Here is a 20,808-nt window from a genome sequence, read left to right as displayed (position 1 = left end):
GGGTCGGGCAAGGCACGGGCCAGCGGGTGGGCGCTGAGTAGATCCTGGATGGCGCGGGCCACGAAGGCCAGAAGCGGCTCGGGCTCGAGCAGGCGCACCTTGGACTTGTCGGGGGCGGTGTTGACCAGCACGGCCTCGGGGGGCAGCTCGAGGCTCAGCACCCCCACCGGGTACTGCCCGCTGGGCAGCAGTTCCTTGTAGGCCAGCAGCACCGTCTGGAGCAGGGCTTCGGGCCACTCCACCGGGCGTCCGTTGATCGCCAGGAGCAAGCGGTCACGGCGCGAGCGCGAGAGTTCGGGCCGCGAGAGCAGCCCGCTGAGGCGAAAGGGCGCTTGCGCGAAGTCGAGCTCGAGCAGCCGGTTGGCCACCACCGAGCCCCACACCAGCCGCGCCGCCTCGGGGAAGCCCCCTCCGGCGTGGACCAGCTTCTCCTCGCCGTCGCTCAGCAGGCGCAGCCATAGCCCCGGACGGTGCAGCAGGTAGCGCGAGAGCAGACCGATGACCTTGCGGGTCTCGGCGGCGGGAGACTCGAGGCTCCTGCGGCGGGCGGGCAGGTGCTCGAACAGGCGGCTCACCTCGACGCGGGTTCCCGGCGGCGCGGGGTGCTCGGTAAGGGCCACCTGGTCCCCGAAGGCCGTGAGGGTGGCCCCACCGAACTGGGCGGGGGGCCTGGAGGTGATCTTCAGCCGGGCCGCCTGCCGGATGGCCCACAGACCCTCACCCCGAAAGCCCAGCGTGGCGATGCGGCTGAGGTCGCTGAGCTTGCTGGTGGCGTGGGCTTCCACGGCCAGCGGCAACTCCTCGCGGGGAATCCCCTGACCGTTGTCGCTGACGCAGATGCGCTCGAGGCCTCCGCCCACGAGCTCAACCTGAACCCGCGTAGCCCCGGCGTCGAGGGCGTTCTCGAGCAACTCCCGCACCACGTCCACCGGCCCCGAGACCACCTCGCCCGCGGCGATCTCGCGCACGAGTTCCTCGGGCAGGCGCCGGATCACGGAGCACCCCCACCGACGGGTTCACGCCAGTTCATTGGGCACCACCGTCTTCTGCACTTTATCGCGCCAGCGCTGGAGCAAAAGCAAGGCCTCCAACGGCGTGAGGCGGGTGGGGTCGAGGGAGAGCAGTTCGTCGAGCACCTCCTGGCCCACGTTGCCCACCTGGGCCTCGAGCCCCGCCAGCAGGGTCGCGGCTCGGCTCAGCACCTCGCGCGGCACGCCCGCCAGCTTAGCGACCTCCAGGCCGTAGCTCCTCGAGGCCGGCCCCGGCAGCACCTGGTGGTAAAACACCAGCCCGCCCGCCTCCTCCCGCGCGGCAACGTGGTGGTTGCGCGCTCCGCTCAGGCGCTCGGGCAGGGCGGTGAGCTCGAAGTAGTGGGTGGCGAAGAGGGTGTAGCAGCGCACCCTGTCGTGCAGGTGCTCGGCGGCGGCCCAGGCCAGCGAGAGGCCGTCGTAGGTGCTGGTGCCGCGCCCGATCTCGTCGAGCAGCACCAGGCTGCGGCTGGTGGCCCCCTGGAGGATCTGGGCGAGCTCTTCCATCTCGACCATGAAGGTGCTGCGCCCCCCGGCGATGTCGTCCGAGGCCCCGATGCGGGTGTAGATGCGGTCGAACAGCGGCAGCAGGGCCTCCTCGGCGGGCACGAAGGAGCCGATCTGGGCCAGCAGGGCGATGAGCGCGGTCTGGCGCAGGTAGGTGGACTTGCCGGCCATGTTGGGGCCGGTGAGGATCAAGAGGCGCTCGCTGGGGGAGAGCTCGAGGTCGTTGGGGATGAACTCGCCGCCACGCTCGACTACCGGGTGCCGCCCGGCGCGGATATAAAGCCGCCCCTCAGCACTGAAGCGGGGCCGCACGTAGCCGTACTGGGCGGCAGCCTCGGCCAGCGCGGCGTACACGTCGAGCTCGGCCAGCACGCCCGCCGCTTCGCGCACCAGCGGCGCCGCCTGCCCCACCGACTCGCGCAGCTCGAGGAAAGCCGCGTACTCGCGCTTGCGGGCCTCGGACTCAGCCAGCAAGATTTCCCGCTCCTTCTCGCGCAGGTCGGGGCGGGTGTAGCGCTGGCGGTCCTTGAGGGTGGCGATGGCCCGCCAGTCGGAGGGCACCTGGGCGTAGTAGGGCCGGGTGACCTCGAGGTAGTACCCGAAGACCTGGTTATAGCCCACCTTGAGGGGAATCCCGCTGCGCTCGCGCTCGGCGGCCTCGAGGCCCGCGATCCAGGCCCGAGCGGCCTCGGCCCGCTGGCGCAGGGCGTCGAGCTCGGCGTCGAAGCCGTCGCGGATCAGCCCGCCCTCGGTGATCTTCAGCGGCACCTCCTCCACCAGCGCGGTGTGGATGCGCTCGGCCACCTCGGCCAGGTTGGGCAGGCGCTCGGCGAGGCTGAGCAGGGCGCTCGAGCCCCGCAACGACCCCGCGAGTTCCGGCAAGAGTTCCAGGCTGCGGGCCAGGGCCAGCAGGTCGCGGGCGTTGGCCCGACCCGCCGCCAGCCGCCCGGCCAGGCGCTCGAGGTCGTGGATGCGGTAGAGGATCTTGCGCACCGCCTCGCGCAGCACCCCGTCGCGCACCAGCGCTTCCACGGCGTCCAGCCGGGCCTGGATGGGGCCCTCCTCCACCAACGGGTGGCGCAGCCAGGCCCGCAAGAGCCGCCGCCCCGGCGCGGTGCGGGTCAGGCCCAGCACCCCCATCAGCGTGCGCTCCTCGCTGCTCTCCCCCACCGGGCTGGGGTCGTAGACCTCCAGCGTGCGCAGCGTGGCCTCGCTCATCTGCATGAAGGCGCTGGGGTCGTAGCGCACGAAGCCTTGCACCTGGGGCAGGGCTCCGCCCTGGGTGGCCTGGGCGTAGCCCAGCACGGCCCCTGCCGCCCGCAAGAGCGCGGGGTGCTCGAGCTCGCCCGGCAGCGCCCCGAACTGCGCCTGGAGGGCCTGGGCCGCCGCTTCCTCCTCGAAGCGCCCCGGCGAGAGCATCACCGGGAAGCGCCGCTGGAACTCTTCGAGGAAGCCCGGATTGTGGTAAAGCTCCGGCGCCAGCAGTACCTCGGCGGGGCGGTAGCGGAACAGTTCGTCCCACACACTGCTCTTGCCGTAGAACACCGCGCCGCGGAACTCCCCGGTGGACACGTCGAGCAAGGCCAAGCCGTAACCGTCGCCCGTGGCCAGAGCCGCCAGGTAGTTGGCCTCGGGCCGCAGCAGGGTTTCCTGGGTGAGGGTGCCGGGGGTAAGCAGTTGGGTCACCTCGCGCCGCACCAGTCCCTCGGCGTCCTCGGCCAGCTCCATCTGGTCGGCCACCGCGATGCGGAAGCCCAGCTTCAGCAGGCGCTCGAGGTAGCCGTCCACCGAGCGTATGGGTATACCGGCCATCGGGGTGGTGAAGTCCTTGCTGGTCTTGCGGGTGAGCGCGATGCCTACCGCCCTCGCCAGCCGCTCGGCATCCTCGCCGAAGGTCTCGTAGAAGTCGCCGACCTGAAACAAGAGCAAGTACTCCGGGTAAGCGTCCCGAAGCTCTACGTACTGCTGGAGCAAAGGCGGCAGGGGGCCGGAACCCTGGCCCTTGAGGGTCATGGGCTTATGCTATCAGCAGAACACCCGGCGTCAACCGCCGAGGCCCTTCGAGTGGGGAGCTATCGGGCCACTTCCCAAGCCAGGTGCTCGAGCTCGGGCTTGATCAGCTTGGTCCAGGCCACCTGCACCGCGTTGGGCGAGCCCGGCGTGCAGATGACCACCCGGCGGTGGTACACCCCGGCCATGGCCCGGCTGAGCATGGCCGCGGCTCCCACCTCGGCGTAGGAGAGCATGCGGAAGAGTTCGCCAAAGCCCGGCATGGGCTTTTCGATCTTGCGGGCCAGCACGTCGTAGGTGGTGTCGCGGGGCGCGATGCCGGTGCCGCCGTTGAAAATGATGACCTGAGCCCCGCTCTTCACCATCTCCTCGAGCGCCTCCGCGACCTGCAGGGGCTCGTCCTTGATGATGCGGTAGCCCACGATCTTATGGCCCATGCCGGTGATCTCGGGCTCGAGGTAATGGTAATTGGTATCGGTCTCCGGGGTACGGGTATCGGAAACCGTGACGATGGCAACGGAAACAGGGCCTTTGGAGTGGGCGATCTCTTTGTGTTTGTCGGTGCTTTCCGAAGGCATATGGCTCATTTTAGTCGATGGCCGATAACCAAGGGTCCGTGGCATGCGGCCCATGGTTCGTCCAGGGCCGAGGGCCAAAGCGTTTCGCGTCTTGCGTACGACGTAGGACGTACGACCCGTGCTCGACTATCGACCATCCGCTAATGATGCACCCCGCCCTCCCCATGCACGTGCCCGTGCTCGAGTTCGCCCGGCTCGGCCTCGCGCACCTTGTGGATGGTGATGCTGTACTCCAGGGTCTTTCCGGCCCATTTGGGGTTGGCGTCGAGGGTCACGAGGTCGCCGTTGACGGCGGTGACACGGTAGGAGACGGGGTTTCCGGCCTCGTCCTCGGCGTAGAGCAGGGCGCCGGGCTCGAGGTCGGCGGGGAGTTCGGCCCGGTGCACCTCGAGGCGCTTCGAGGCGTCGTACTCGCCGTAGCCCTGGGCGGGGGGCACGCTCACGACGAAGCTGCCCACCTCACGGCCCATCAATGCGGCCTCGAGGCCCGCCGGGAGGCCGTGGGTGTGACCGATGAGGATGGTTTGGGTCTCCCCCTCGTGGGTGCGGTCGGCGATCTCCCCGTCCACACGGAGCACGTATTCGAACTGGACCACGGTTTTATCGGCTACCTTCATGGGCACCTCGCTGTTGAGAATAGATTATCATCAACCCCAGGCGGGCGGCAGGCCCCTGAAGTAATCTACGGGGGGTCGTCCTCCGGGCGAACGCTAAGCTCTGGGAGAGGCAGATATGGTCAAGTTCAAAACCCGTGTTCCCGTCACCGTCATCGGCGGCTTTCTCGGCGCCGGCAAGACCACGCTGGTCAACCATCTCATCAATTCCGGGGTGCGGCGCTTCGGCGTGATCGTCAACGAGTTCGGCGAGACCGGGGTGGACGGGGCGCTTATCGAGAGCGTCGATTCCGACGGGATCGCCGAGCTTTCCAACGGCTGCTTGTGCTGCGTGGGGCGCGACGACCTGATGAGCTCGCTGTTCAAGATCGCGGCCAAGCCCAACCCGCCCGAACACATCCTCATCGAGCTCTCCGGCCTGGCCGACCCGGTGCCGGTGGCCCAGACCGTGCTCGACCCCTTCGCCCGCGCCAAGTTCGAACTCGACGGCATCGTGGGCGTGGCCGACGCGCGCAACCTCGAGCGCACCCTGCGCGACGGCCCCGAGGGCGCCATCCAACTCGCCTACGCCAACACCGTGATCCTCAACAAGATCGACCTCGCCACGCCCGAGCAACTCGCCGAAGCCCGCAGGGTCATCGCCCAGATCAACCCGCTGGCCGAGGTGCGCGAAGCCGCCCACGCCCGCGTGGAGCCCGATGGCCTGCTCTCGCTCAAGGCCTTCGACCCCGAGTGGAAGCCCAAGGGCTACCAGCACCTCCACACCCCCGACGTCGTCAGCTTCACCCTGACCAATGCCAAACCCCTCAAGCGCGAACGGGTCAACGAGTTCATCGAGAACTACGTCATCTCCCGCCCCGACCGCCTCTACCGGGCCAAGGGCTTTCTGAGCGTGCAGGGCTTCGAGGAGGAGGTACTGTTCCAGGCGGTGCGGGAGATCTTCGGCCTCGAGCTCACCGGCAGGCCCCGCAGCGGCAAGTCGAGCCTGGTGGTCATCGGGCGCGGCCTCGACGAGGCGGAATACCGCGAAGCCTTCGCGCGGCTGAGTTAGGGGGTCGTACGCCCAACGCAAGACGCTGAACGCCAAACGCGCCTCTCACGATAAAATCCAATCCAAATGGACCTCGAAGCCGCCCTCCCCTACCCCGAACTGGCCCTGGCCCTCGAAGCCGTCCTGCGCGAGCGCAAAGCCGGGAAGACCCAGGCTCCCGAGCGGCTGGTCATGCCCCTGCCCGAAGGCGGCACCCTGTTGCTGATGCCCGCCAGCGATCAGGAGATCGTCATCACCAAGCTGGTGACGGTGCACCCTCAGCAGCGGCCCAGCGTGCGGGCCGAGCTGGTGGTGATGAACGCCCGCACCGGAGAGCGCCTGGCCCAGCTCGACGGCTCATTGGTGACCGCCCGGCGCACCGCCGCGCTGTCCCTGCTGGCCGCACAAAAACTGGCCCCCAGGCCCCCTGCGCCCGACGATGCGCTGCTGGTGATCGGGGCAGGGGTGCAGGGCCGCAGCCACCTCGAGGCCTTCCGGGCCGGGTTGGGCACCCGCAAGGTGGCGATTGCCTCGCGCTCAGAGGCTTCGGCCCGTCGCCTGCTCGAGCACGCCCTGAGCCTGGGCATGGAAGCCTCCATCGCTCCTGACGTGGCCCAGGCCGCCTCCGAGGCTCTTCTGATCGTCAGCGCCACCACCAGCCCCACCCCGGTGCTGAGCGAGGGGGTGCGGGAGGATGCCTTCATCGCGGCGGTAGGCGCTTACCGCCCGGACATGGCCGAGCTCTCCCCCGCCCTGGTGCGGCGCTGCCGGATATTCGTAGATACGCTCGAGGGCGCGCGGGCCGAGGCCGGCGACCTGATCCAGGCTGGGGTGGACTGGGACGAGGTCACGCCGCTCGAGGACGCCCTGGAGCTGGCCCGTCCTCAAGGGCCGGTGCTGTTCAAAAGCGTAGGACACGCGCTGTGGGACCTGGCCGCGGCACGTCTGGTGGTGCGGTCGCTCAGTTGATGAGCTTGAAGCCCAGCTTGGGCGGGTCGGTGGGGTAAAGGGGCTCGAGGGCCACCACCGCCACCTTAGCCCCCCCACGCTTGCTGGCCAGCGAGGCGCTGAAGGCGGCGAGTTCACCCAGGTCGAAAGCGCCCAGCGCCAGCTTTTCCGGGATCCAGCCCGCCAGGGCCAGGCGTTCCTCGGCCTCCTGGCGGATGCGCTCGAGCCGTCGCTGCACGTCTTCAGGCTTGCTGGGCAACACCAGCACCCCCGTCGCCAGCACATCACCCTTGGCGAAGAGCTGCTCGCGGGCGCGGTATTCTAGCCGGATCTGCAGCTTGCTGCTGTCGGGGTTGACCCCAACGGGGCGGGCCAGGAGCAGCCCTAGGCGCGGGTTGGGCCCCAGGTTGAGCTGCTGCACCACTTCAGCGCCCCGCAGCCCCAGCAGCCTCGCCCGCAGGTCCACCCGCCGGCGGATTTCGTCGAGGGCCTGCTGCTCCTTGCCTGGAACCAAAGTCTGCTCGGCCAGCAGCACCTGCTCTAGCAGCTTTTCCAGGCCCCCCTGCAGGACGCGGCTGCTGTTGCGCAGCTTGACGTTTTCCTGCTCGACCTGGGTGAAGCGGGCCCTGGCCGCCATCAGCTCTTTCTGGGCCGCCGCCAGAGCCTCCTGGAGGCGATCCCGCTCCTCCATCAGCTCCTTGAGCGCTCCCTGGGCTTCCTGGCGCTGAGCGTTGAGCAGGGCGATATCTCCCTCCAGGCGCTTCTTTTCCTCGGAGAGCTGGCGGGTGCTCTGCTCGAGGGTACTCAGGCGGGCCTGGGCTACGTTAGCGGCTTGTTGCAGGCCGCTCAGCCGCTTCTGGGTCTGATCCACCTGCTCCCGCAGGCGGTGCTCGGCTTCCTGAAGGGTAGCGCGCTCGCTCCCCAGGCGGGCGAGCTGGCCCTGCTGCTCGACGAGCCTGCGCTGCTGTTCGCGAATGGCCTGCAGAAGCTGATCCCTGGTGGCCAGCAATTCGGTTTTTTCCTTCCGGGCGAGTTCAAACTCCCCCTGCACCTTCCGCAGGCGGCTTTGGGTTTCCCTCAGCTCCCGCTGGTAAGCCTCGAGTTTCTCGCGTGAGGCCACCAGCAGCTTCTGCTGGTTGTCCAGCGTCTCGCGCAACTGGTTGACATCGCGCCGCAGGTCGTTGGCTTCGCCCTGAATCCGGCTGGCCTGCTCGGTGGCCCGCCGTCGCTCTTCGTCGAGGCGCTGGAGGTCCTGGGCGTAGCGCTGCACCTCCTGGCGTAGCAGGTTGCGCTCCTGCCGCACGGTCTCGGCCTGCCAGATGATCTCGCGGGCATCGCGGACCAGCAGGAAGAAGGCGGCGAAGGCGCTCAGCGAAATGAGCACCCCCGTACCCACCGCGATCACGGTCCCGGTAGTGCGGGGTCGCATCCCCAGTAGCCGCCAGTGTCGCTTGCCCACCCGCTTAGCGACCACGTCGCCGAGGTAAGCTACTACCCCCGACACCAGCACCAGCAAAATGAGCATCGATGCCAAAGTCATGTCCTACCGCCTAATGCCAGATCTGAATTTGCTTTCTCCTGTGGGGGGGGGAAGAGAGCAGCTTGGAGAAGCTAATTGTAGCAGAACCAGACGCCCTGGCTTCTGGCCGGTGGCCTCGAGGCGTCCGGGGCAGGGCTTCATAGCTCGTACTCGTCACCCAGGTAGTGCAGGCGCACGCCCGAGTCGCGGGCGAAGTCCTCGGGGGAGCCGTGGAAGGTCATCTGACCGTCGTACATCAAGTAGACCCGGTCGGTGATGGCCAGGGTCTCACGCACGGAGTGGTCGGTGATGAAGATGCCCACCCCCCGCCGCTCGCGCAGCTCGGAGATCAGCTTCTGGATGTCGTGGACGTTCTTGGGATCGACACCGGTGAAGGGCTCGTCGAGCAGGATGAAGTCGGGGTTGGTGCACAGCGCGCGGGCGATCTCGAGCCGCCGCCGCTGCCCCCCCGAGAGCTTGTAGGCGTAGAGGTCCTTCAGAGCGGTGATGCCCAGCTCGTCGAGCAGGGCCATGGCCCGGTCCAGGCGCTCGGTTTTGGAGATGGGCTGGAACTCCAGCACCGCCAGCAGGTTCTCCAGCACCGTCATGCGGCGGAAGGCCGAGGGTTCCTGAGGCAAGTACCCCACCCCCATGCGAGCCCGCTTGTACATGGGTAGCCGGGTGATGTCCTGGTCGCCCAGACGAATGGTGCCGCTGTTGGGTCGGATGAACCCCACCACCATGTAAAACGTGGTGGTCTTGCCCGCCCCGTTGGGGCCGAACAGGGCTACGATCTCCCCACGAGCCAGCTGCAAGTCCACCCCCCGCACCACCTCCCGGCGCCCATAGCGCTTGACCAGGCCCTGGGCTACCAGTTGTCCGGACTGGGTGGGCTTGGGAGTGTTGATAAGCGCCGTTTCCATTGACTAAAGCCTATCACCCCGCCTTAGCGCACAGTGAGAGGTATGGCCCAGATGGAGTTCGAGGGCCAAGGATCGAGGGTCTGAGGTATTAGGCGCCTTGCGTACGACGTACGGCCCCTGCCGTATGATCGATCCCGTGTCCAACCACATCCGAGCCATCTGCTTCGACTTCGACGGCACCCTGGCCCAGTTTCGCGGCGATTTCAGCCAGCTCACCGCTTTCTGCAGCGCCCAGTTGGGTATAGACCCTGCCGATGAGGCCTTCATGGCCGCCTACGAACGCAACATCCGGGCTGAAGGGCACGTCACCCTCGCCCTGGCCTTGCGGCGCAGCCTCGAGCAGCAGGGCTATCCCATCCCTCCCCACCTCGAGGCCATCGCCGCCGAGACCACTGCCCGCTACGCCGCCCAGGTAGAGCTTTTGCCGGGAGCGCTGGCACTGCTGGCCTATTTCGCCCACCTGCCCAAGGCCATCATCACCAACGGCCCCGCCGACATGCAGTGGGCGGCCATCCGCAACGTGGGCCTCGAGCCCCACGTTCAGGCCATCGTGGTCTCGGGCGACGCCGACGTAGCCGTGCGCAAGCCCAACCCCCGCATCTTTCACCTGGCCTGCGAGCGACTGGGAGTAGCCCCGCAGGAAACCCTGATGATCGGGGACCACCTCGAAGCCGACGTCCAGGGTGCCATCACCGCCGGGCTCCAGGGTCTGCATCGTCCGAATTCGGCTTAGGCTATCGACCATCGACCAGGCTGCGATACACCTCGAGCGTAGCCCGCGCCGTCTTTTCCCAGGTGAACATCCGGGCCCGCTCGAGGCCCTTTTGCCTCAACCTCTCCCTCAGCTCCGCGTCCTCCCAGATCCTTCGCAGCCCTTCGCAGATGGCCTCTACCGAAGCCGGGTCCACCAGCAGCGCCGCGTCGCCCACCACCTCGGGCAGCGAGCTGGCGTTGGAAGTGAGCACCGGGGTGCCGTGGGCCATGGCCTCGACGGCGGGAATGCCGAAGCCCTCGTAGAGCGAGGGGAAGGCCAGGGCCCGCGCTCCGTAGTACAGGGCGTGCAGGTCGTCGTCACGGACGTAGCCGGGGACGAGCACGTGGGTGAGGTCCTGCTGGAAGACCTCGTGCGACTTCCACTGCTTAGCCCCCACGATCACCAGGGTGGCCTCGGGGATGTCCTGGCGCAGCATCCGGAAGGCCTGCACCAGGCGCGGCAGGTTCTTGCGGGCCACCAGGTTGCCCACGTAGAGGAAGTAGGGAGGCTCGATCCCCAGCCGCTCGAGCACCTCCCTCACCTCGGCCTCGCCCATGGGGGGTGGAGGGTTCACACCGTTGTAGGTAACGTGCAGCTTGGCTGTGGGAATTCCGGCCAGGCGCTCGAGGTCGCCCGCGGCGTGGCGGCTCACGGTGAGCACCGCGTCGGCGCTGAAGCGCGTCCAGGGCACCAGGGTGCGGAAGATCAGCCGCGTGGCCAGGGGTTGCAAGTCGGGGGTGGCCAGAGGGACCGCGTCGTGAATGGTGGTCACCCGCCGGTACCCTGGGAAAGGCATCAGGAAGGGCGCGATGCCGCAGGGATCGTGCAGGATGTCGAGCCTCAGCCGCCGCGCCGCCTGGTGCAGCACCAGGTTGCCCAGGCTCGCCGCAAACGGCACCCTGGCCAGGCTGGGCACCAGGTAGTTCTCGAACTCACGGTACCACTGCAGCTCGGAATGGGGATAAGGGTTGAGCAAGACGATCTCGAGACCAGGCTCGAGCTTCCTCAGCGCGCGGGTGAGTTCGACCGCGTAGCGGCCAATCCCGCTCAGGGAGCGGTCCATGCCGTAGGTGAAGAAGCCGACCCGCACTGGCCTTACCCGCGCAGTTTGCCGTTGGCCACGCGCTCGAGGTCCTTCTCCACCATCATGCGCACCAAGCCCGCCAGGTCCACCTTGGGCTCCCAGCCCAACCTGGCCCTGGCCTTAGCCGGGTTGCCCAGCAGCAGGTCTACCTCGGCGGGACGGTGATACTCGGGGTTGACGCGCACGATGACCCGCCCCTTCTGGTCCAGGCCCACCTCAGCCAGCCCTTCCCCCTCCCAGCTCAGCTCAAAGCCCGCCGCTCGGGCCGCGTGCTCCACGAAGGTGCGCACCTTGGTGGTAACCCCCGTGGCCAGCACGTAGTCGTCGGCCTCGGGTTGCTGCAACATGCGCCACATGCCCTCGACGTAGTCCCCGGCGAAGCCCCAGTCGCGCATGGCCTCGAGGTTGCCCAGCTCCAGCACCTCCTGCTGACCATACCGGATGCGCGCCAGCGAGCTGGTGATCTTGCGGGTCACGAACTCCTGCCCGCGCAGGGGGCTCTCGTGGTTGAAGAGGATGCCGCTGGAGGCGTGCATCCCGTAGGACTCGCGGTAGTTGACCGTGATCCAGTGCCCGTAGAGCTTGGCCACCCCGTAGGGGCTGCGCGGGTAGAAGGGGGTCTTCTCGTTCTGGGGCGTCTCCTGCACCTTGCCGAACATCTCGGAGGTGGAAGCCTGGTAGAAGCGGATCTCGGGGTTGACCTCGCGGATGGACTCGAGGAGGCGCCCCACCCCCAGCGCGTCGACGTCGGCGGTGTAGAGGGGCTGCTCGAAGGACAGCGCCACGAAGCTCTGGGCCGCGAGGTTGTACAGCTCGTCGGGTTGCACCTTCTCCAGGGTACGGCGGATGTTGGAGTACTCCAGCAGGTCGAAGGCCACGAGCTTGATGTTCTGGGCGATGCCCAGCTCCTCCAGCCGCCACAGGTTGACGCTGGCGCTGCGGCGGTAGGTGCCCCACACCTCGTAGCCCTTCTCCAACAGCAGCTTCGATAAGTACGCTCCGTCTTGTCCGGTGATCCCCGTGATCAGCGCTCTTTTTGCCATTTAAACGTCCTCCAAGGCTTCATACGCTGGGTTGAGGTCTCAGCCCCGGCCTGCCACCCAGCCAACCACACGCCGTTATCCAGTGGTTAGGTCAGGGCTGGGCCACCCAGCCCTCGCCGTGCCCCTGCCCCTCGAGCACCTCCCAGGTCTTGCGGGCGGTGGCCTCCCAGGTGAAGCGGGCGGCCTGGACATAGCCCTTCTCGCGCAGGCTTTCCGCCAGGCCGGGCTCCTCGAGTACCCTGCGGATCGCGGCGGCAATGGCCTCGGGGTCGCGTGGATCGACCAGCAAGCCCGCCTCGCCCGCCGCTTCGGGCAACGAGGAGCAGTCCGAGGTTACCACCGGAGCCCCCGAGGCCATGGCCTCGAGCACCGGCAGGCCGAACCCCTCCTCGAGCGAGGGGAACACGAAGGCGGCTGCGTTGCCATAAAGGCTGGGCAGGTCCTCGGCGGCGATGTAGCCGAGGTGCCTGACCCGCTCCCCTAGCCCAAGCCTCTGCCGCTCGCTCACCAGCCAGGAAAGCTGCTCGGGTGCCCAAGGACCAAAGAAATGCAGCTCGAGGTCGGGGTGGTGGGGGGCGACGCGGGCGAAAGCCTGCAACAGCCCGGCCTGGTTCTTGTTGGGGTTGAAGGCCCCACCGTGCAGCAAGTAGCGCCCAGCCCCAGCGTAGCGACCCTTTCCCACACTCAGCTTGAAGTGCCGGTGGTCGACCGCCAGCGGCACGACGGTGACGCGTTCGGGAGGGATGCCCAGAATCTCCACCGCATCCTGTCCGGCGCTGGAGCTGATGGCGAGAAGGTGATCGGCCCGCTTGAGGCGGCGGGCATAGCTACGCCAACGACCAGCGCTGAAAGGGTCGCCCAGGTCGCCCAGCTTGAAGGGCGTGAGGTCGTAGAGCGTGGCCACGGTGCGGCCAAAGGGGTTGAGCACCAGCCCGTTGAAGTCGGGCGCGAAGAAGACCCTGGGCCGCGTGCGCAGCAGCGCGTAGCGCAGAAAGAACTCGTTGTAAATCCAGTACACCTGGGCCGGTTTGTGGGGGCGGGGTGCGGTGAGGACGCGCTCTTTGGGCAGAAAGTCGGGGAGGGCGCTCTCCTCTGCTCCCCAGCTCGAGGCTACGTACACGGGCCTCATCCCCAGCTCCTCACCGGCCCTGAGCACCTCGCGCAGGTAGCTGCCCACCCCGCGCACCCGGTGCTCCGATTGCAACGGCGTTGCGTCGATCAATACCATTCGTCGTCTCCCGAAGCCACCCAATACACACTAAGTACCCTCCGCTAGACTTTCCCTCATCTGGAGGCCCCCACGGGAAGCGTTTGTGGGCGCGGTGACGGGAAGATTGGTCCAAGACGCGAAGCTTCCCGTGGAGTACTTAATCGAATGGAGCAGGCCCTCACCTCTCCAGCCTACCCGCTCGCTCGTGAAGCCCTCGTTAACACCTCGGAAAATAGGGGCGGGCACGAAGCCTGCCCCTACAGCAGTCGCCGATGGCTGCTCGAGCTTAGCGTTTAGCGTTACGCGCCCAGAGCAGGCAAAACGCAGCGGTCACGTCGGGCTTCACGTGCTAGCCAGAGGTCAAGGGCAGGAGTATGAACAGCCAGACGTTGGCCAGGCCGTGCGCGAGGCAGACGCCCAGGATCGAGCGTGTGCGCCAAGCCAGCCAGCCCCACACCCAAGCGGCAATGGTCACGAAGGCCACGTCACCCGCGGACTGCCAACCGAAGTGAAAGGCTCCGAAAATCAGCGCCACGTAGGTGATGCCCCCCAGCGGCCCCAGCACCGATATGACCGCGTTCTGCAGCAGGCCCCGGAACATCAGCTCCTCGCTGAAGCCGGTGAAGACCATCAGGATCAGGATGGGCAGCAGGATTTCCGGCCACTCGAAGCTCCCCGCCAAGGCCTGCGGCTGGATGATGCGGTGCTCGATGATCCCCACCACCAGGCCGCTCGAGGCGATCAGAAGCTGCACCGGGAGGAAGCCCATCTGAAGCCCCACCTCCTGGCGGCGCAGGTTGAGGGTGCGGATGGTGATGAAGACCGCGATGATGAGTGGAAAGTTGACCAGCGGGAAGCGCCAGATGGGTTCGACGAAGCTCTGTGGCATCATCAGGTCCAGCACCCGCACCATGGGGGCCAGGGCCAGTACGCTCAGCATCCGGGCCGCCGGACCGCTCAGGTAGGCAGCGTGAATCAGGGCACTCAGGACGATCAGGGTGTGCACCAGCATTCCCGGCCCCCGGTTGACTCCGGCGGCCAGCCATTCCGCCAGCACCAACCCGGCAAAATAGAACCAGGCTGGCCAGAACGGGCGTTTTAGGGCAACGGTTTCCACCAGCGCTGCCCCTCCTAAGGTTGGGTGCTGCCCGCCAGGTCTACCCACAGGTAAAGCTGGCGGTAGGGCGTCGAATCCCCCAAACGGTAGAGGTCGAAATTCAGTTGGGTCCGGCCCGAACCCGCCGGAGCCTTCAGCCGAAGGGTACGAGCCCAGGTTCCCTCGTGGGCGATCGCGGGGGTACGCAGCTCACCGATGCTGGAATCAAAGGGCACCCTGACCTGGTATTCCACGTACCTGCGCTCGAAATTGCGCAGCACCAGGGTCACGGTAAACTCATCGCCCGGGCGCAACTGCCTGGCGTAGCTCTCCAGCCCTCCCTGCGGGCCCAAGATGTAAAACTCGGTGAAACGCTCGTTGGGCCGCGCTACCCAGTACACCACGAAGGCCATCAGGGCGAAGCCGACGATCCAGGCTACCTGGGTCGCAGTGGGCCTCATCTCGGGGATGAAGCGCTCTGCTAAGGCCACCCTCGAGCGCCGCCACAGGGCCACTCCCCCCAGCAACACGGTGGCGATGGTCATACCCACTGCCACTGGAACCGGCTTGATCCTGAAGGGCGAGAAGTTGAGGATCACCCCCACCAGCGCGATCACCGGCACCGATAACCCCAGGCACAGGATCAGGCGATCGGCGAAGTCGAGGTCCGAGCGCCTGGGAAAAAGCACCAGCATCAGCGCATAGCCCGGCAGCGCCAGCATGATCAAGAAACCCAGCACCACCCGGAGGGGAGAGTGGGCGCCGGGGAAAAGCACGACCCACGCACCCACCGCGACCGCCAACATCATCACCAGCAGCAGGTCGCGGTTCTGTTGGTCAATCTTCATACACCTCCAGTGTAGTGGCTCGTCGGCGGGTTTGGGTGCCACGTGCGCCCATCCTTACCATGGCAGGGGATCATGATTTTCATCTGAAAAAGGAATTTTCCCCTGCGGCACACAAAAAAGCGAACCGCAGGGTTCGCTCTACAGGCAAGCGCCTCTTTAGAAGGAACTGATAAACCGCGCCGCCGCTATGCCGAACAGGGCGAAAGCCAGGGGAACCAAGCCCACGTTGGTCAGGCGGGCAAAGTTGCGGGCCCTGGGGCTTTCCGAAGCAGCAGCCAGCTCCTTGGAAACCATCAAAATAACCATCGCCACAACCACCAATGCAGTCCAGATAAAAGCCACGGCGGTCGGGTCAGCGGTGACCGCAGTGGTTGTGGTGGTTGTGACAGTGGTAGCTACCACAATGGACCTCCGTCCGTACCCGACTCGAGTGTAGGTTAGGCCCTGGGTAGTGTCAAGCGAACCCGGCTCGTTAAACTCCCGTTACCCGCTTCACGTCCTGCGATCATGGCCCGACGCTAAAATCTTTACAGGCTTAAAGCCAGGCTTTCTCGGGTTGACAGCGGGCAAAGCCCATGCTACTTTGGGGGACGCTTGGGCGATTAGCTCAGCGGGAGAGCACACGCTTCACACGCGTGGGGTCGTAGGTTCAAATCCTACATCGCCCACCAAGCCAGGGGAAAGGCCGGGGTTCATCGGACCCCGGTTTTCCCTTTGAACGTGGGACCGCTATAGCCCATGACCAGCGGATACCCATCGTGGTCCACGCCTCGGGGCCAGTTGCTGGAGATGTTCGCTCAGGAACCGGAGGGGGCGCTGCTCGCCTGGGAACTCGGGATAGGAGCGGACCTCTTCGACCTGCGCGGTCTCGAGGGCGCGCTCGTGCTTTGAGGGACCGGGCACAGCTGGCCTCGAGCCCCCTCTGCCCCCTCGAAAAGGCCAAAGGTGAGAAGTGAGGCATTGGCCGGGGGACGAGGCGGCTAGCCTGGAAGCCAAAGAGCGCCCGGAAGAGGAGGGCCTTTATGCCGGAGTACACATACCTGATCGTGGGCGGGGGCATGGCCGCGGAGGCGGCGTTGCGGGGAATCCGCGAGATCGATACGGCGGGCACGGTGGGGATGGTGAGCGATGAGCCCCACCCCCCCTACAACCGCCCGCCCCTCTCCAAGGGGCTATGGAAAGACCGGACGGTGGACGAAATCTGGCGCCGGGCCGATGACCTGGCCGCCGAGCTTCACCTGCGGCGGCGCATCGTCGCCCTCGACCTCGAGCGCTCCGAGGCCACCGACGAGCAAGGCGAGGTCTACCGCTTCAAGAAGCTGCTCCTGGCGACCGGGTGCACCCCCCGGCGCCTGCCCTTCGGCCAGGAGGACATCCTCTACTACCGCACCCTCGAGGATTACTACCGCCTGCGCAGCCAGGCTGAGCACGGTGAGCGCTTCGCGGTGATCGGCGGGGGCTTCATCGGTTCGGAGATCGCCGCCGCCCTAGTCATGAACGGCAAGAGCGTGAGCATGCTCTTCCCCGAGGCGGGGATCGGTGGCCGCCTGTTTCCCCCGGAGCTAGCCCGCTTCCTGGTGGACTTCTACCGGGGAAAGGGGGTGGACGTGCGGCCCGGCGAGGGGGTGGTGGGCCTCGAGCGGAGGGGCCAGGAGTTGCGGCTCCACCTGCAAAGCGGCGAAACCCTGATGGTCGAGGGGGTGATAGCGGGCATCGGCGTATCCCCCAACAGCGAGCTGGCCGCACAGGCCGGGCTCAGGACCGAAGACGGGATCGTGGTGGACGAGCTGGGCCAGACCAGCGCACCTGGCGTTTACGCCGCCGGGGACGTGGCCCGCTTCTACAACCCGGCGCTGGGCAGTTGGTTGCGGGTGGAGCACGAAGACCACGCCAACACCCACGGGAGGTTGGTGGGGCGCAACATGGCCGCAGCCCACGATCCTTACCACCACCTGCCCTTCTTCTACTCCGACCTCTTCGAGCTGGGTTACGAGGCGGTGGGGATCCTGGACTCTCGCCTCCAGACCATGAGCGACTGGAAGGACCCCTTCCGCCAGGGCGTGGTCTATTACCTCGAGGCCGGTCGGGTGCGGGGGGTGCTGTTGTGGAATACCTGGGGCAAAGTGGAGGAGGCCAGGGCCCTCATCGCCGAACCAGGCCCCTTCCGCCCGCAAGACCTCCGGGGCAGGATCGGGTAGCCTGTCTCCCTAGAGCGGTTCCCACAAACACCCTCCGGGACTGGAGGGTGTTTTACCCCGCACCGCTAACCGGCCGTGCGGGGTATTCGTGGGAACCGCTTTGAGATGAGACCAGCCATGAGTGGGGTATCTAGCTGTAGAAGACCCCAAAGGGCCACTGGCAAGACCAGTGGCCCCCAGCGAGTGAGGCTTTAGCTGTTGGAGTCGCTGTAGAGGGCCTGGATCTCCCCATCGCTCAAGGCACGGTTATACACCCGCACGTCGTCCATGAGGCCCCGAAAGACCGCGTTGGTGCTGTTGAGCGCAGCGTTGCCCATGAGGAAGTTGTTGGTGCTCGAGGGGTTTGCATAGCTCCCACTCCCGCTGGCGGTGGCGACCTGCGTGCCGTTGCGGTAGAGCTTCACCGTGGTCTGGCCGCCGCCGCTCGAGACACTGACGACGTAGTGCACCCAGGCACTGGTGGAGACGTTGGCGCTGTCGGCCACGGTGAGGGTGGGGCCGGAGCCGGTGAGGATGAACGATACCCGGCCACCGGTGCCGCCCAGGGCATTGGGGTTGCCGATTACCAGGGCTGCCCAGGGCTGGGAGCCGTTGCTGTTGTTCTGACCCAGGATCCACTGGTCGTTGTTGGTGAGGGGCCGGATCCAGACGCTGTAGCTGAAGCTGCCGCTGAACCCCAGGTTGGCGGTGCTGATGCGTCCGTAGGTCCCGCTGCTGTCGCCACAGCCCGCGCCCGAGCCGTTGTTGAACTCGTAGGCCTTGCTCGCCAGGCCGTTGCGGTTGGCGGCGGGCTGCACACAGGCAGTGGTGCTGATCGAGCCGTTCTTGTTGTTGCCACTGGTGTCGTTGGCGTTGTTGTTGAAGAGGTACTCCCCGAGCAACCCGTCCCTGGGGATGCTGGCCTGCACGTTGCCCTGCTGGCTGACGCTAACGCCCGAGGCGTCGGTGGCGGTGAGCTTGACGGTGTAGGTCCCGGCAGCGCTGTACTTGTGGGTGGTGTTTATGGCGGCGAAGTTGCTGGTGAGGGTGCTTCTGGGCGAGCCGTCCCCCCAGTCGATCTCGACCTTGCTCAAGTTGGCGTCGGGGTCGCTCACGCTGGCGCTCACGGTTGCCACGAAACCCGAGATGCTCGCGCTGAAGCTATCGATCACGGGCGGGCGGTTGCCGGTGACGCTGGGGTCGAGGGGGGCGGGGTCCTTATCGTCAGTGGTAGTGTCGTCGTCGGTGTCGGCCTTGAAGGGGTCGGTGCCCCTGAGCTTCTCCTGGCCATCGTTGAGGCCGTCGGAGTCGAAGTCGGCCACGGTGGGGTTGGGGAAGACCTTGCGCGGGGCTTTGCCCACCACGGCCACCCCCCAGCCTCCCTTGACCTCCTCGCCGTCCTTCAGGCCGTCGGAGTCGAAGTCGGGGTTGTCGTCGCGGGTGCCGTAGTAGTACTCCTCGCTGGCAAAAAGGCCGTCGTCGTCGCGGTCCTGCACGTAGAGCAGGTGGATCTCGGTGCCCGGCTTGAGCAGGATGTCCTCGAAATCGCTCCCGGCTGGGATGCTCAGGTTGGAAGAGCCCACCACCGCCCACAGGGCTCGGTTGACGGGGTCGCGTTGGACGTTGTGGCCCTTGTTGGGGTCGAAGAGGCTGGTGAGCACCCTGGGTCCGCCCTGGCGGGGCTCGGTGGCGAAGGGGAGCTCGAGGATGTCGTCGAGCACCTTCTTCATCGTCACGCCCACGATCTTCCCGTTCTGGCGCTCGACGTTGGTGGCCACCCGAGCCCGCCGCACGCTGCCGTTGCCGTAGTCGATGACCACCAACGCGGTCTGAGCCAGGGTGACCTCGCGCAGGAACTCGAAGTTGCGCCCTTCCTGGTCGGTGAGGTTGTAGGTGCTGAACTGGAAGAAGAGGTTGTTGGGATGGGCCATGAGCTCGAGGGCCTGGTCGGCGGGAATAGCGACGTTGCGCGCGTCCAGCACGCCGGTCTGGCCGCCGCTGGAGAGGGTCACGCCGCCGGCGGGGATGGCCGGGGTCAGACTGGCGATGGTCCTGAACCTAGTGGGGTCGCTCGGGTCGCGGAACAGCGCGGTGATGACCAGGTCCTCCAGCTTGAAGCTCACATCCCCCGTGTTCTTCACCATCAAGCCCACGCCGATGCGGCCATCGTCGATGGTCCGGCCACTCACGCTGCCCTCGGAGACGATGTCTTCCTGGCGCTGCTGGGAAGTGCGGGTGGAATCTTGGGTATAGCTACGGGTGTTCTCGTTGGAAAAGCCCGCGCTCACCGTCACCGAGGCGCTCACCGTGGTGCTGACGCCCTCGGTCCCCGCGCTGAGTTCGGCCCCCACCGTCGCACTCACGCTGGCCTCGACCCGGCGGGTCTGGGTGTCGGTGCTGGAGGTGCTGGTGGAGGTGCCCTGCTCGAGGCTGGTCGAGCGGGTGTACTGGGTGTTGGAAGCGTCGTTGTACTTGACGTTGACGCTGAGGTCGGTGGTGCCCTGGAGGGAGAGCTCGAGCTGGGGCACGTTGGCGATGAGCGGGTTGTAGGCCCCCCCGCGCACGATGATCTCGTCGTAGTCGCTGATCTTGTCGCCGTCGGTGTCGGCGAGGGTGGGCGAGGTGCCGTGGAGCTTGATCTCGTTGCCGTCGAAGAGCGAGGGGTTGCCCTTGGCGTCGCCGTCGGAGTCCACGTCGGTGGGCGAGCTGGCCCACTTCTTGATCTCGTCGAAGTCGCCCAGGCCATCCTGGTCGGTGTCGCTGCTGCGCGCGTCGGTGAAGTTCGAGCGCTCCTCCTTGTCGCCCAGCCCGTCGCCGTCGGTGTCGGGCTTGTCTGGGTCGCTGGTGACGGTGCGCTTGGCGATGCTGCCGTCACCCTGCTTGACCTGTACCTCCCAGCCGCTCACCTCGTCGGCATCGGAAAGCCCATCCCCGTCGCCATCGCCCGCTGCAGGCGCGGTGCCGGTGAAGGTCTTGCTGTCGGCGGCAGGATCGATGGGGTTGCCCTTGAGGTCGCGAACCCCCGAGACCTTCAGGGTGTACTGGACATTGCTCTGAGGTGCGGTGGTGAGGGTGACCTTGGTCTTCTGGACGTCCAGGCTGGCCTGGCTCACGGCCAGGCTGGGGGTGATGGCGTAGTTGGCCGCCACCGTGGCCCCGCTCTCCACCGCCTCGCTAAAAGCCACCTCCACCGTCGTCGGGCCGGTAGAAGCCACGCTCACCAGCTTGGGAGCCGGGTCGGCGGGCTGCTGCCCGCAAGCGCTCAGAAGCGCGAGGGTCAAAAGCGTCCAGGTCGCACGGATGATCCGGGGTTTGCCTAGCATAAAAGCCTCCTCCTGCTTGATCTGAGGCCAAGGGTAGGAGGAGGACGTTATATGCCGTTATATGGACTCGAGCCCTCCCTCAATGAGGGTCTAAAGAGCATTAGGTCGCCTCTTCC

The 20,808-nt window shown here is 66.7% G+C and carries 17 protein-coding genes and 1 tRNA gene; 5 read left to right on the top strand and 13 right to left on the bottom strand.

Features of this window, described 5'->3' with window-relative positions:
• From mutL to Mrose_RS10175, 4 genes are all read right to left on the bottom strand, one after another.
• Window positions 1–995, bottom strand: a 995-nt coding sequence (mutL, locus tag Mrose_RS10190; RefSeq protein WP_119277933.1) for a DNA mismatch repair endonuclease MutL, incomplete at its 3' end; no start/stop codon positions are given.
• Window positions 996–1,016: 21 nt separating this feature from the next.
• The gene (mutS, locus tag Mrose_RS10185; protein ID WP_119277931.1) at window positions 1,017–3,548 is read right to left on the bottom strand and encodes a DNA mismatch repair protein MutS; all 2,532 of its coding nucleotides are present in this window, start codon (window positions 3,546–3,548) and stop codon (window positions 1,017–1,019) included.
• A gap of 59 nt (window positions 3,549–3,607) precedes the next feature.
• Window positions 3,608–4,123 (bottom strand): MogA/MoaB family molybdenum cofactor biosynthesis protein, encoded by a 516-nt coding sequence (locus Mrose_RS10180; protein WP_119277929.1) that lies wholly within the window; start codon window positions 4,121–4,123, stop codon window positions 3,608–3,610.
• 140 nt (window positions 4,124–4,263) lie between these two features.
• Window positions 4,264–4,740, bottom strand: a complete 477-nt coding sequence (locus Mrose_RS10175) for an FKBP-type peptidyl-prolyl cis-trans isomerase (protein ID WP_119277927.1) — start codon at window positions 4,738–4,740, stop codon at window positions 4,264–4,266.
• Between the two features lie 115 nt (window positions 4,741–4,855).
• Between Mrose_RS10175 and Mrose_RS10170 the strand changes: the two genes are divergently transcribed.
• Together Mrose_RS10170 and Mrose_RS10165 are read left to right on the top strand one after the other, a co-directional pair.
• A complete protein-coding gene (locus tag Mrose_RS10170; RefSeq protein WP_119277926.1) occupies window positions 4,856–5,788 on the top strand; it encodes a CobW family GTP-binding protein in 933 nt (310 codons plus the stop codon).
• 66 nt (window positions 5,789–5,854) lie between these two features.
• Window positions 5,855–6,736 carry a delta(1)-pyrroline-2-carboxylate reductase family protein gene (locus Mrose_RS10165; protein ID WP_119277924.1) on the top strand — a complete coding sequence of 294 codons (882 nt, stop codon included), beginning with the start codon at window positions 5,855–5,857 and terminating at the stop codon, window positions 6,734–6,736.
• Here the strand turns inward: Mrose_RS10165 and Mrose_RS10160 are convergent.
• Both Mrose_RS10160 and lptB read right to left on the bottom strand, forming a co-directional pair.
• Entirely contained in the window at window positions 6,729–8,255 is a 1,527-nt protein-coding gene (locus Mrose_RS10160; protein ID WP_119277922.1) for a DUF3084 domain-containing protein, read from the bottom strand. The two genes, Mrose_RS10165 and Mrose_RS10160, sit on opposite strands and share 8 nt — an antisense overlap.
• Before the next feature lie 137 nt (window positions 8,256–8,392).
• The gene (gene lptB / locus Mrose_RS10155) at window positions 8,393–9,157 is read right to left on the bottom strand and encodes an LPS export ABC transporter ATP-binding protein (protein WP_119277921.1); all 765 of its coding nucleotides are present in this window, start codon (window positions 9,155–9,157) and stop codon (window positions 8,393–8,395) included.
• A 136-nt stretch (window positions 9,158–9,293) separates the two neighbouring features.
• Here lptB and Mrose_RS10150 point away from each other — a divergent pair, with 136 nt between their 5' ends.
• Window positions 9,294–9,890 (top strand): HAD family hydrolase, encoded by a 597-nt coding sequence (locus Mrose_RS10150; RefSeq protein WP_182482759.1) that lies wholly within the window; start codon window positions 9,294–9,296, stop codon window positions 9,888–9,890.
• Window position 9,891: 1 nt separating this feature from the next.
• On the opposite strand, the gene Mrose_RS10145 is transcribed toward Mrose_RS10150, so the two are convergent.
• From Mrose_RS10145 to Mrose_RS18855, 6 genes are all read right to left on the bottom strand, one after another.
• Window positions 9,892–10,974 (bottom strand): glycosyltransferase family 4 protein, encoded by a 1,083-nt coding sequence (locus Mrose_RS10145; protein WP_245969819.1) that lies wholly within the window; start codon window positions 10,972–10,974, stop codon window positions 9,892–9,894.
• A gap of 32 nt (window positions 10,975–11,006) precedes the next feature.
• The gene (gene gmd / locus Mrose_RS10140; RefSeq protein ID WP_119277915.1) at window positions 11,007–12,038 is read right to left on the bottom strand and encodes a GDP-mannose 4,6-dehydratase; all 1,032 of its coding nucleotides are present in this window, start codon (window positions 12,036–12,038) and stop codon (window positions 11,007–11,009) included.
• 91 nt (window positions 12,039–12,129) lie between these two features.
• Window positions 12,130–13,266, bottom strand: coding sequence for a glycosyltransferase family 4 protein (locus Mrose_RS10135; RefSeq protein ID WP_119277913.1), 1,137 nt, complete (start codon window positions 13,264–13,266; stop codon window positions 12,130–12,132).
• Window positions 13,267–13,597: 331 nt separating this feature from the next.
• The gene (locus Mrose_RS10130; RefSeq protein ID WP_119277911.1) at window positions 13,598–14,365 is read right to left on the bottom strand and encodes a CPBP family intramembrane glutamic endopeptidase; all 768 of its coding nucleotides are present in this window, start codon (window positions 14,363–14,365) and stop codon (window positions 13,598–13,600) included.
• A gap of 14 nt (window positions 14,366–14,379) precedes the next feature.
• A complete protein-coding gene (locus Mrose_RS10125; RefSeq protein WP_119277909.1) occupies window positions 14,380–15,192 on the bottom strand; it encodes a DUF1616 domain-containing protein in 813 nt (270 codons plus the stop codon).
• A 156-nt stretch (window positions 15,193–15,348) separates the two neighbouring features.
• On the bottom strand, window positions 15,349–15,498 hold the full coding sequence (locus Mrose_RS18855; protein ID WP_169730701.1) for a hypothetical protein: 150 nt from the start codon (window positions 15,496–15,498) through the stop codon (window positions 15,349–15,351).
• Window positions 15,499–15,788: 290 nt separating this feature from the next.
• Here Mrose_RS18855 and Mrose_RS10120 point away from each other — a divergent pair.
• Together Mrose_RS10120 and Mrose_RS10115 are read left to right on the top strand one after the other, a co-directional pair.
• Window positions 15,789–15,863: transfer RNA gene (locus tag Mrose_RS10120), tRNA-Val, on the top strand.
• A gap of 351 nt (window positions 15,864–16,214) precedes the next feature.
• Complete coding sequence (locus Mrose_RS10115) at window positions 16,215–17,390, top strand: NAD(P)/FAD-dependent oxidoreductase (RefSeq protein WP_119277907.1); 1,176 nt, start codon at window positions 16,215–16,217, stop codon at window positions 17,388–17,390.
• 191 nt (window positions 17,391–17,581) lie between these two features.
• Here the strand turns inward: Mrose_RS10115 and Mrose_RS10110 are convergent, their stop codons facing one another.
• A complete protein-coding gene (locus Mrose_RS10110; protein ID WP_119277905.1) occupies window positions 17,582–20,692 on the bottom strand; it encodes a LamG-like jellyroll fold domain-containing protein in 3,111 nt (1,036 codons plus the stop codon).
• Between the last annotated feature and the right edge of the window lie 116 nt (window positions 20,693–20,808).

The organism is Calidithermus roseus (genome assembly GCF_003574095.1).
In the GTDB taxonomy this organism is placed as follows: domain Bacteria; phylum Deinococcota; class Deinococci; order Deinococcales; family Thermaceae; genus Calidithermus; species Calidithermus roseus.
The sequence above is the reverse complement of the archived record's forward strand: the minus strand, read 5'-3'. Positions and strand labels throughout refer to the sequence as shown.

Coding starts and splice junctions, on each gene's coding strand:
- mutS (WP_119277931.1), bottom strand. CDS start 3,548: ATGACCCTCAAGGGCCAGGGTTCCGGCCCCCTGCCGCCTTTGCTCCAG.
- Mrose_RS10180 (WP_119277929.1), bottom strand. CDS start 4,123: ATGCCTTCGGAAAGCACCGACAAACACAAAGAGATCGCCCACTCCAAA.
- Mrose_RS10175 (WP_119277927.1), bottom strand. CDS start 4,740: ATGAAGGTAGCCGATAAAACCGTGGTCCAGTTCGAATACGTGCTCCGT.
- Mrose_RS10170 (WP_119277926.1), top strand. CDS start 4,856: ATGGTCAAGTTCAAAACCCGTGTTCCCGTCACCGTCATCGGCGGCTTT.
- Mrose_RS10165 (WP_119277924.1), top strand. CDS start 5,855: ATGGACCTCGAAGCCGCCCTCCCCTACCCCGAACTGGCCCTGGCCCTC.
- Mrose_RS10160 (WP_119277922.1), bottom strand. CDS start 8,255: ATGACTTTGGCATCGATGCTCATTTTGCTGGTGCTGGTGTCGGGGGTA.
- lptB (WP_119277921.1), bottom strand. CDS start 9,157: ATGGAAACGGCGCTTATCAACACTCCCAAGCCCACCCAGTCCGGACAA.
- Mrose_RS10145 (WP_245969819.1), bottom strand. CDS start 10,974: ATGGACCGCTCCCTGAGCGGGATTGGCCGCTACGCGGTCGAACTCACC.
- gmd (WP_119277915.1), bottom strand. CDS start 12,038: ATGGCAAAAAGAGCGCTGATCACGGGGATCACCGGACAAGACGGAGCG.
- Mrose_RS10135 (WP_119277913.1), bottom strand. CDS start 13,266: ATGGTATTGATCGACGCAACGCCGTTGCAATCGGAGCACCGGGTGCGC.
- Mrose_RS10125 (WP_119277909.1), bottom strand. CDS start 15,192: ATGAAGATTGACCAACAGAACCGCGACCTGCTGCTGGTGATGATGTTG.
- Mrose_RS18855 (WP_169730701.1), bottom strand. CDS start 15,498: ATGGTTATTTTGATGGTTTCCAAGGAGCTGGCTGCTGCTTCGGAAAGC.
- Mrose_RS10115 (WP_119277907.1), top strand. CDS start 16,215: ATGCCGGAGTACACATACCTGATCGTGGGCGGGGGCATGGCCGCGGAG.
- Mrose_RS10110 (WP_119277905.1), bottom strand. CDS start 20,692: ATGCTAGGCAAACCCCGGATCATCCGTGCGACCTGGACGCTTTTGACC.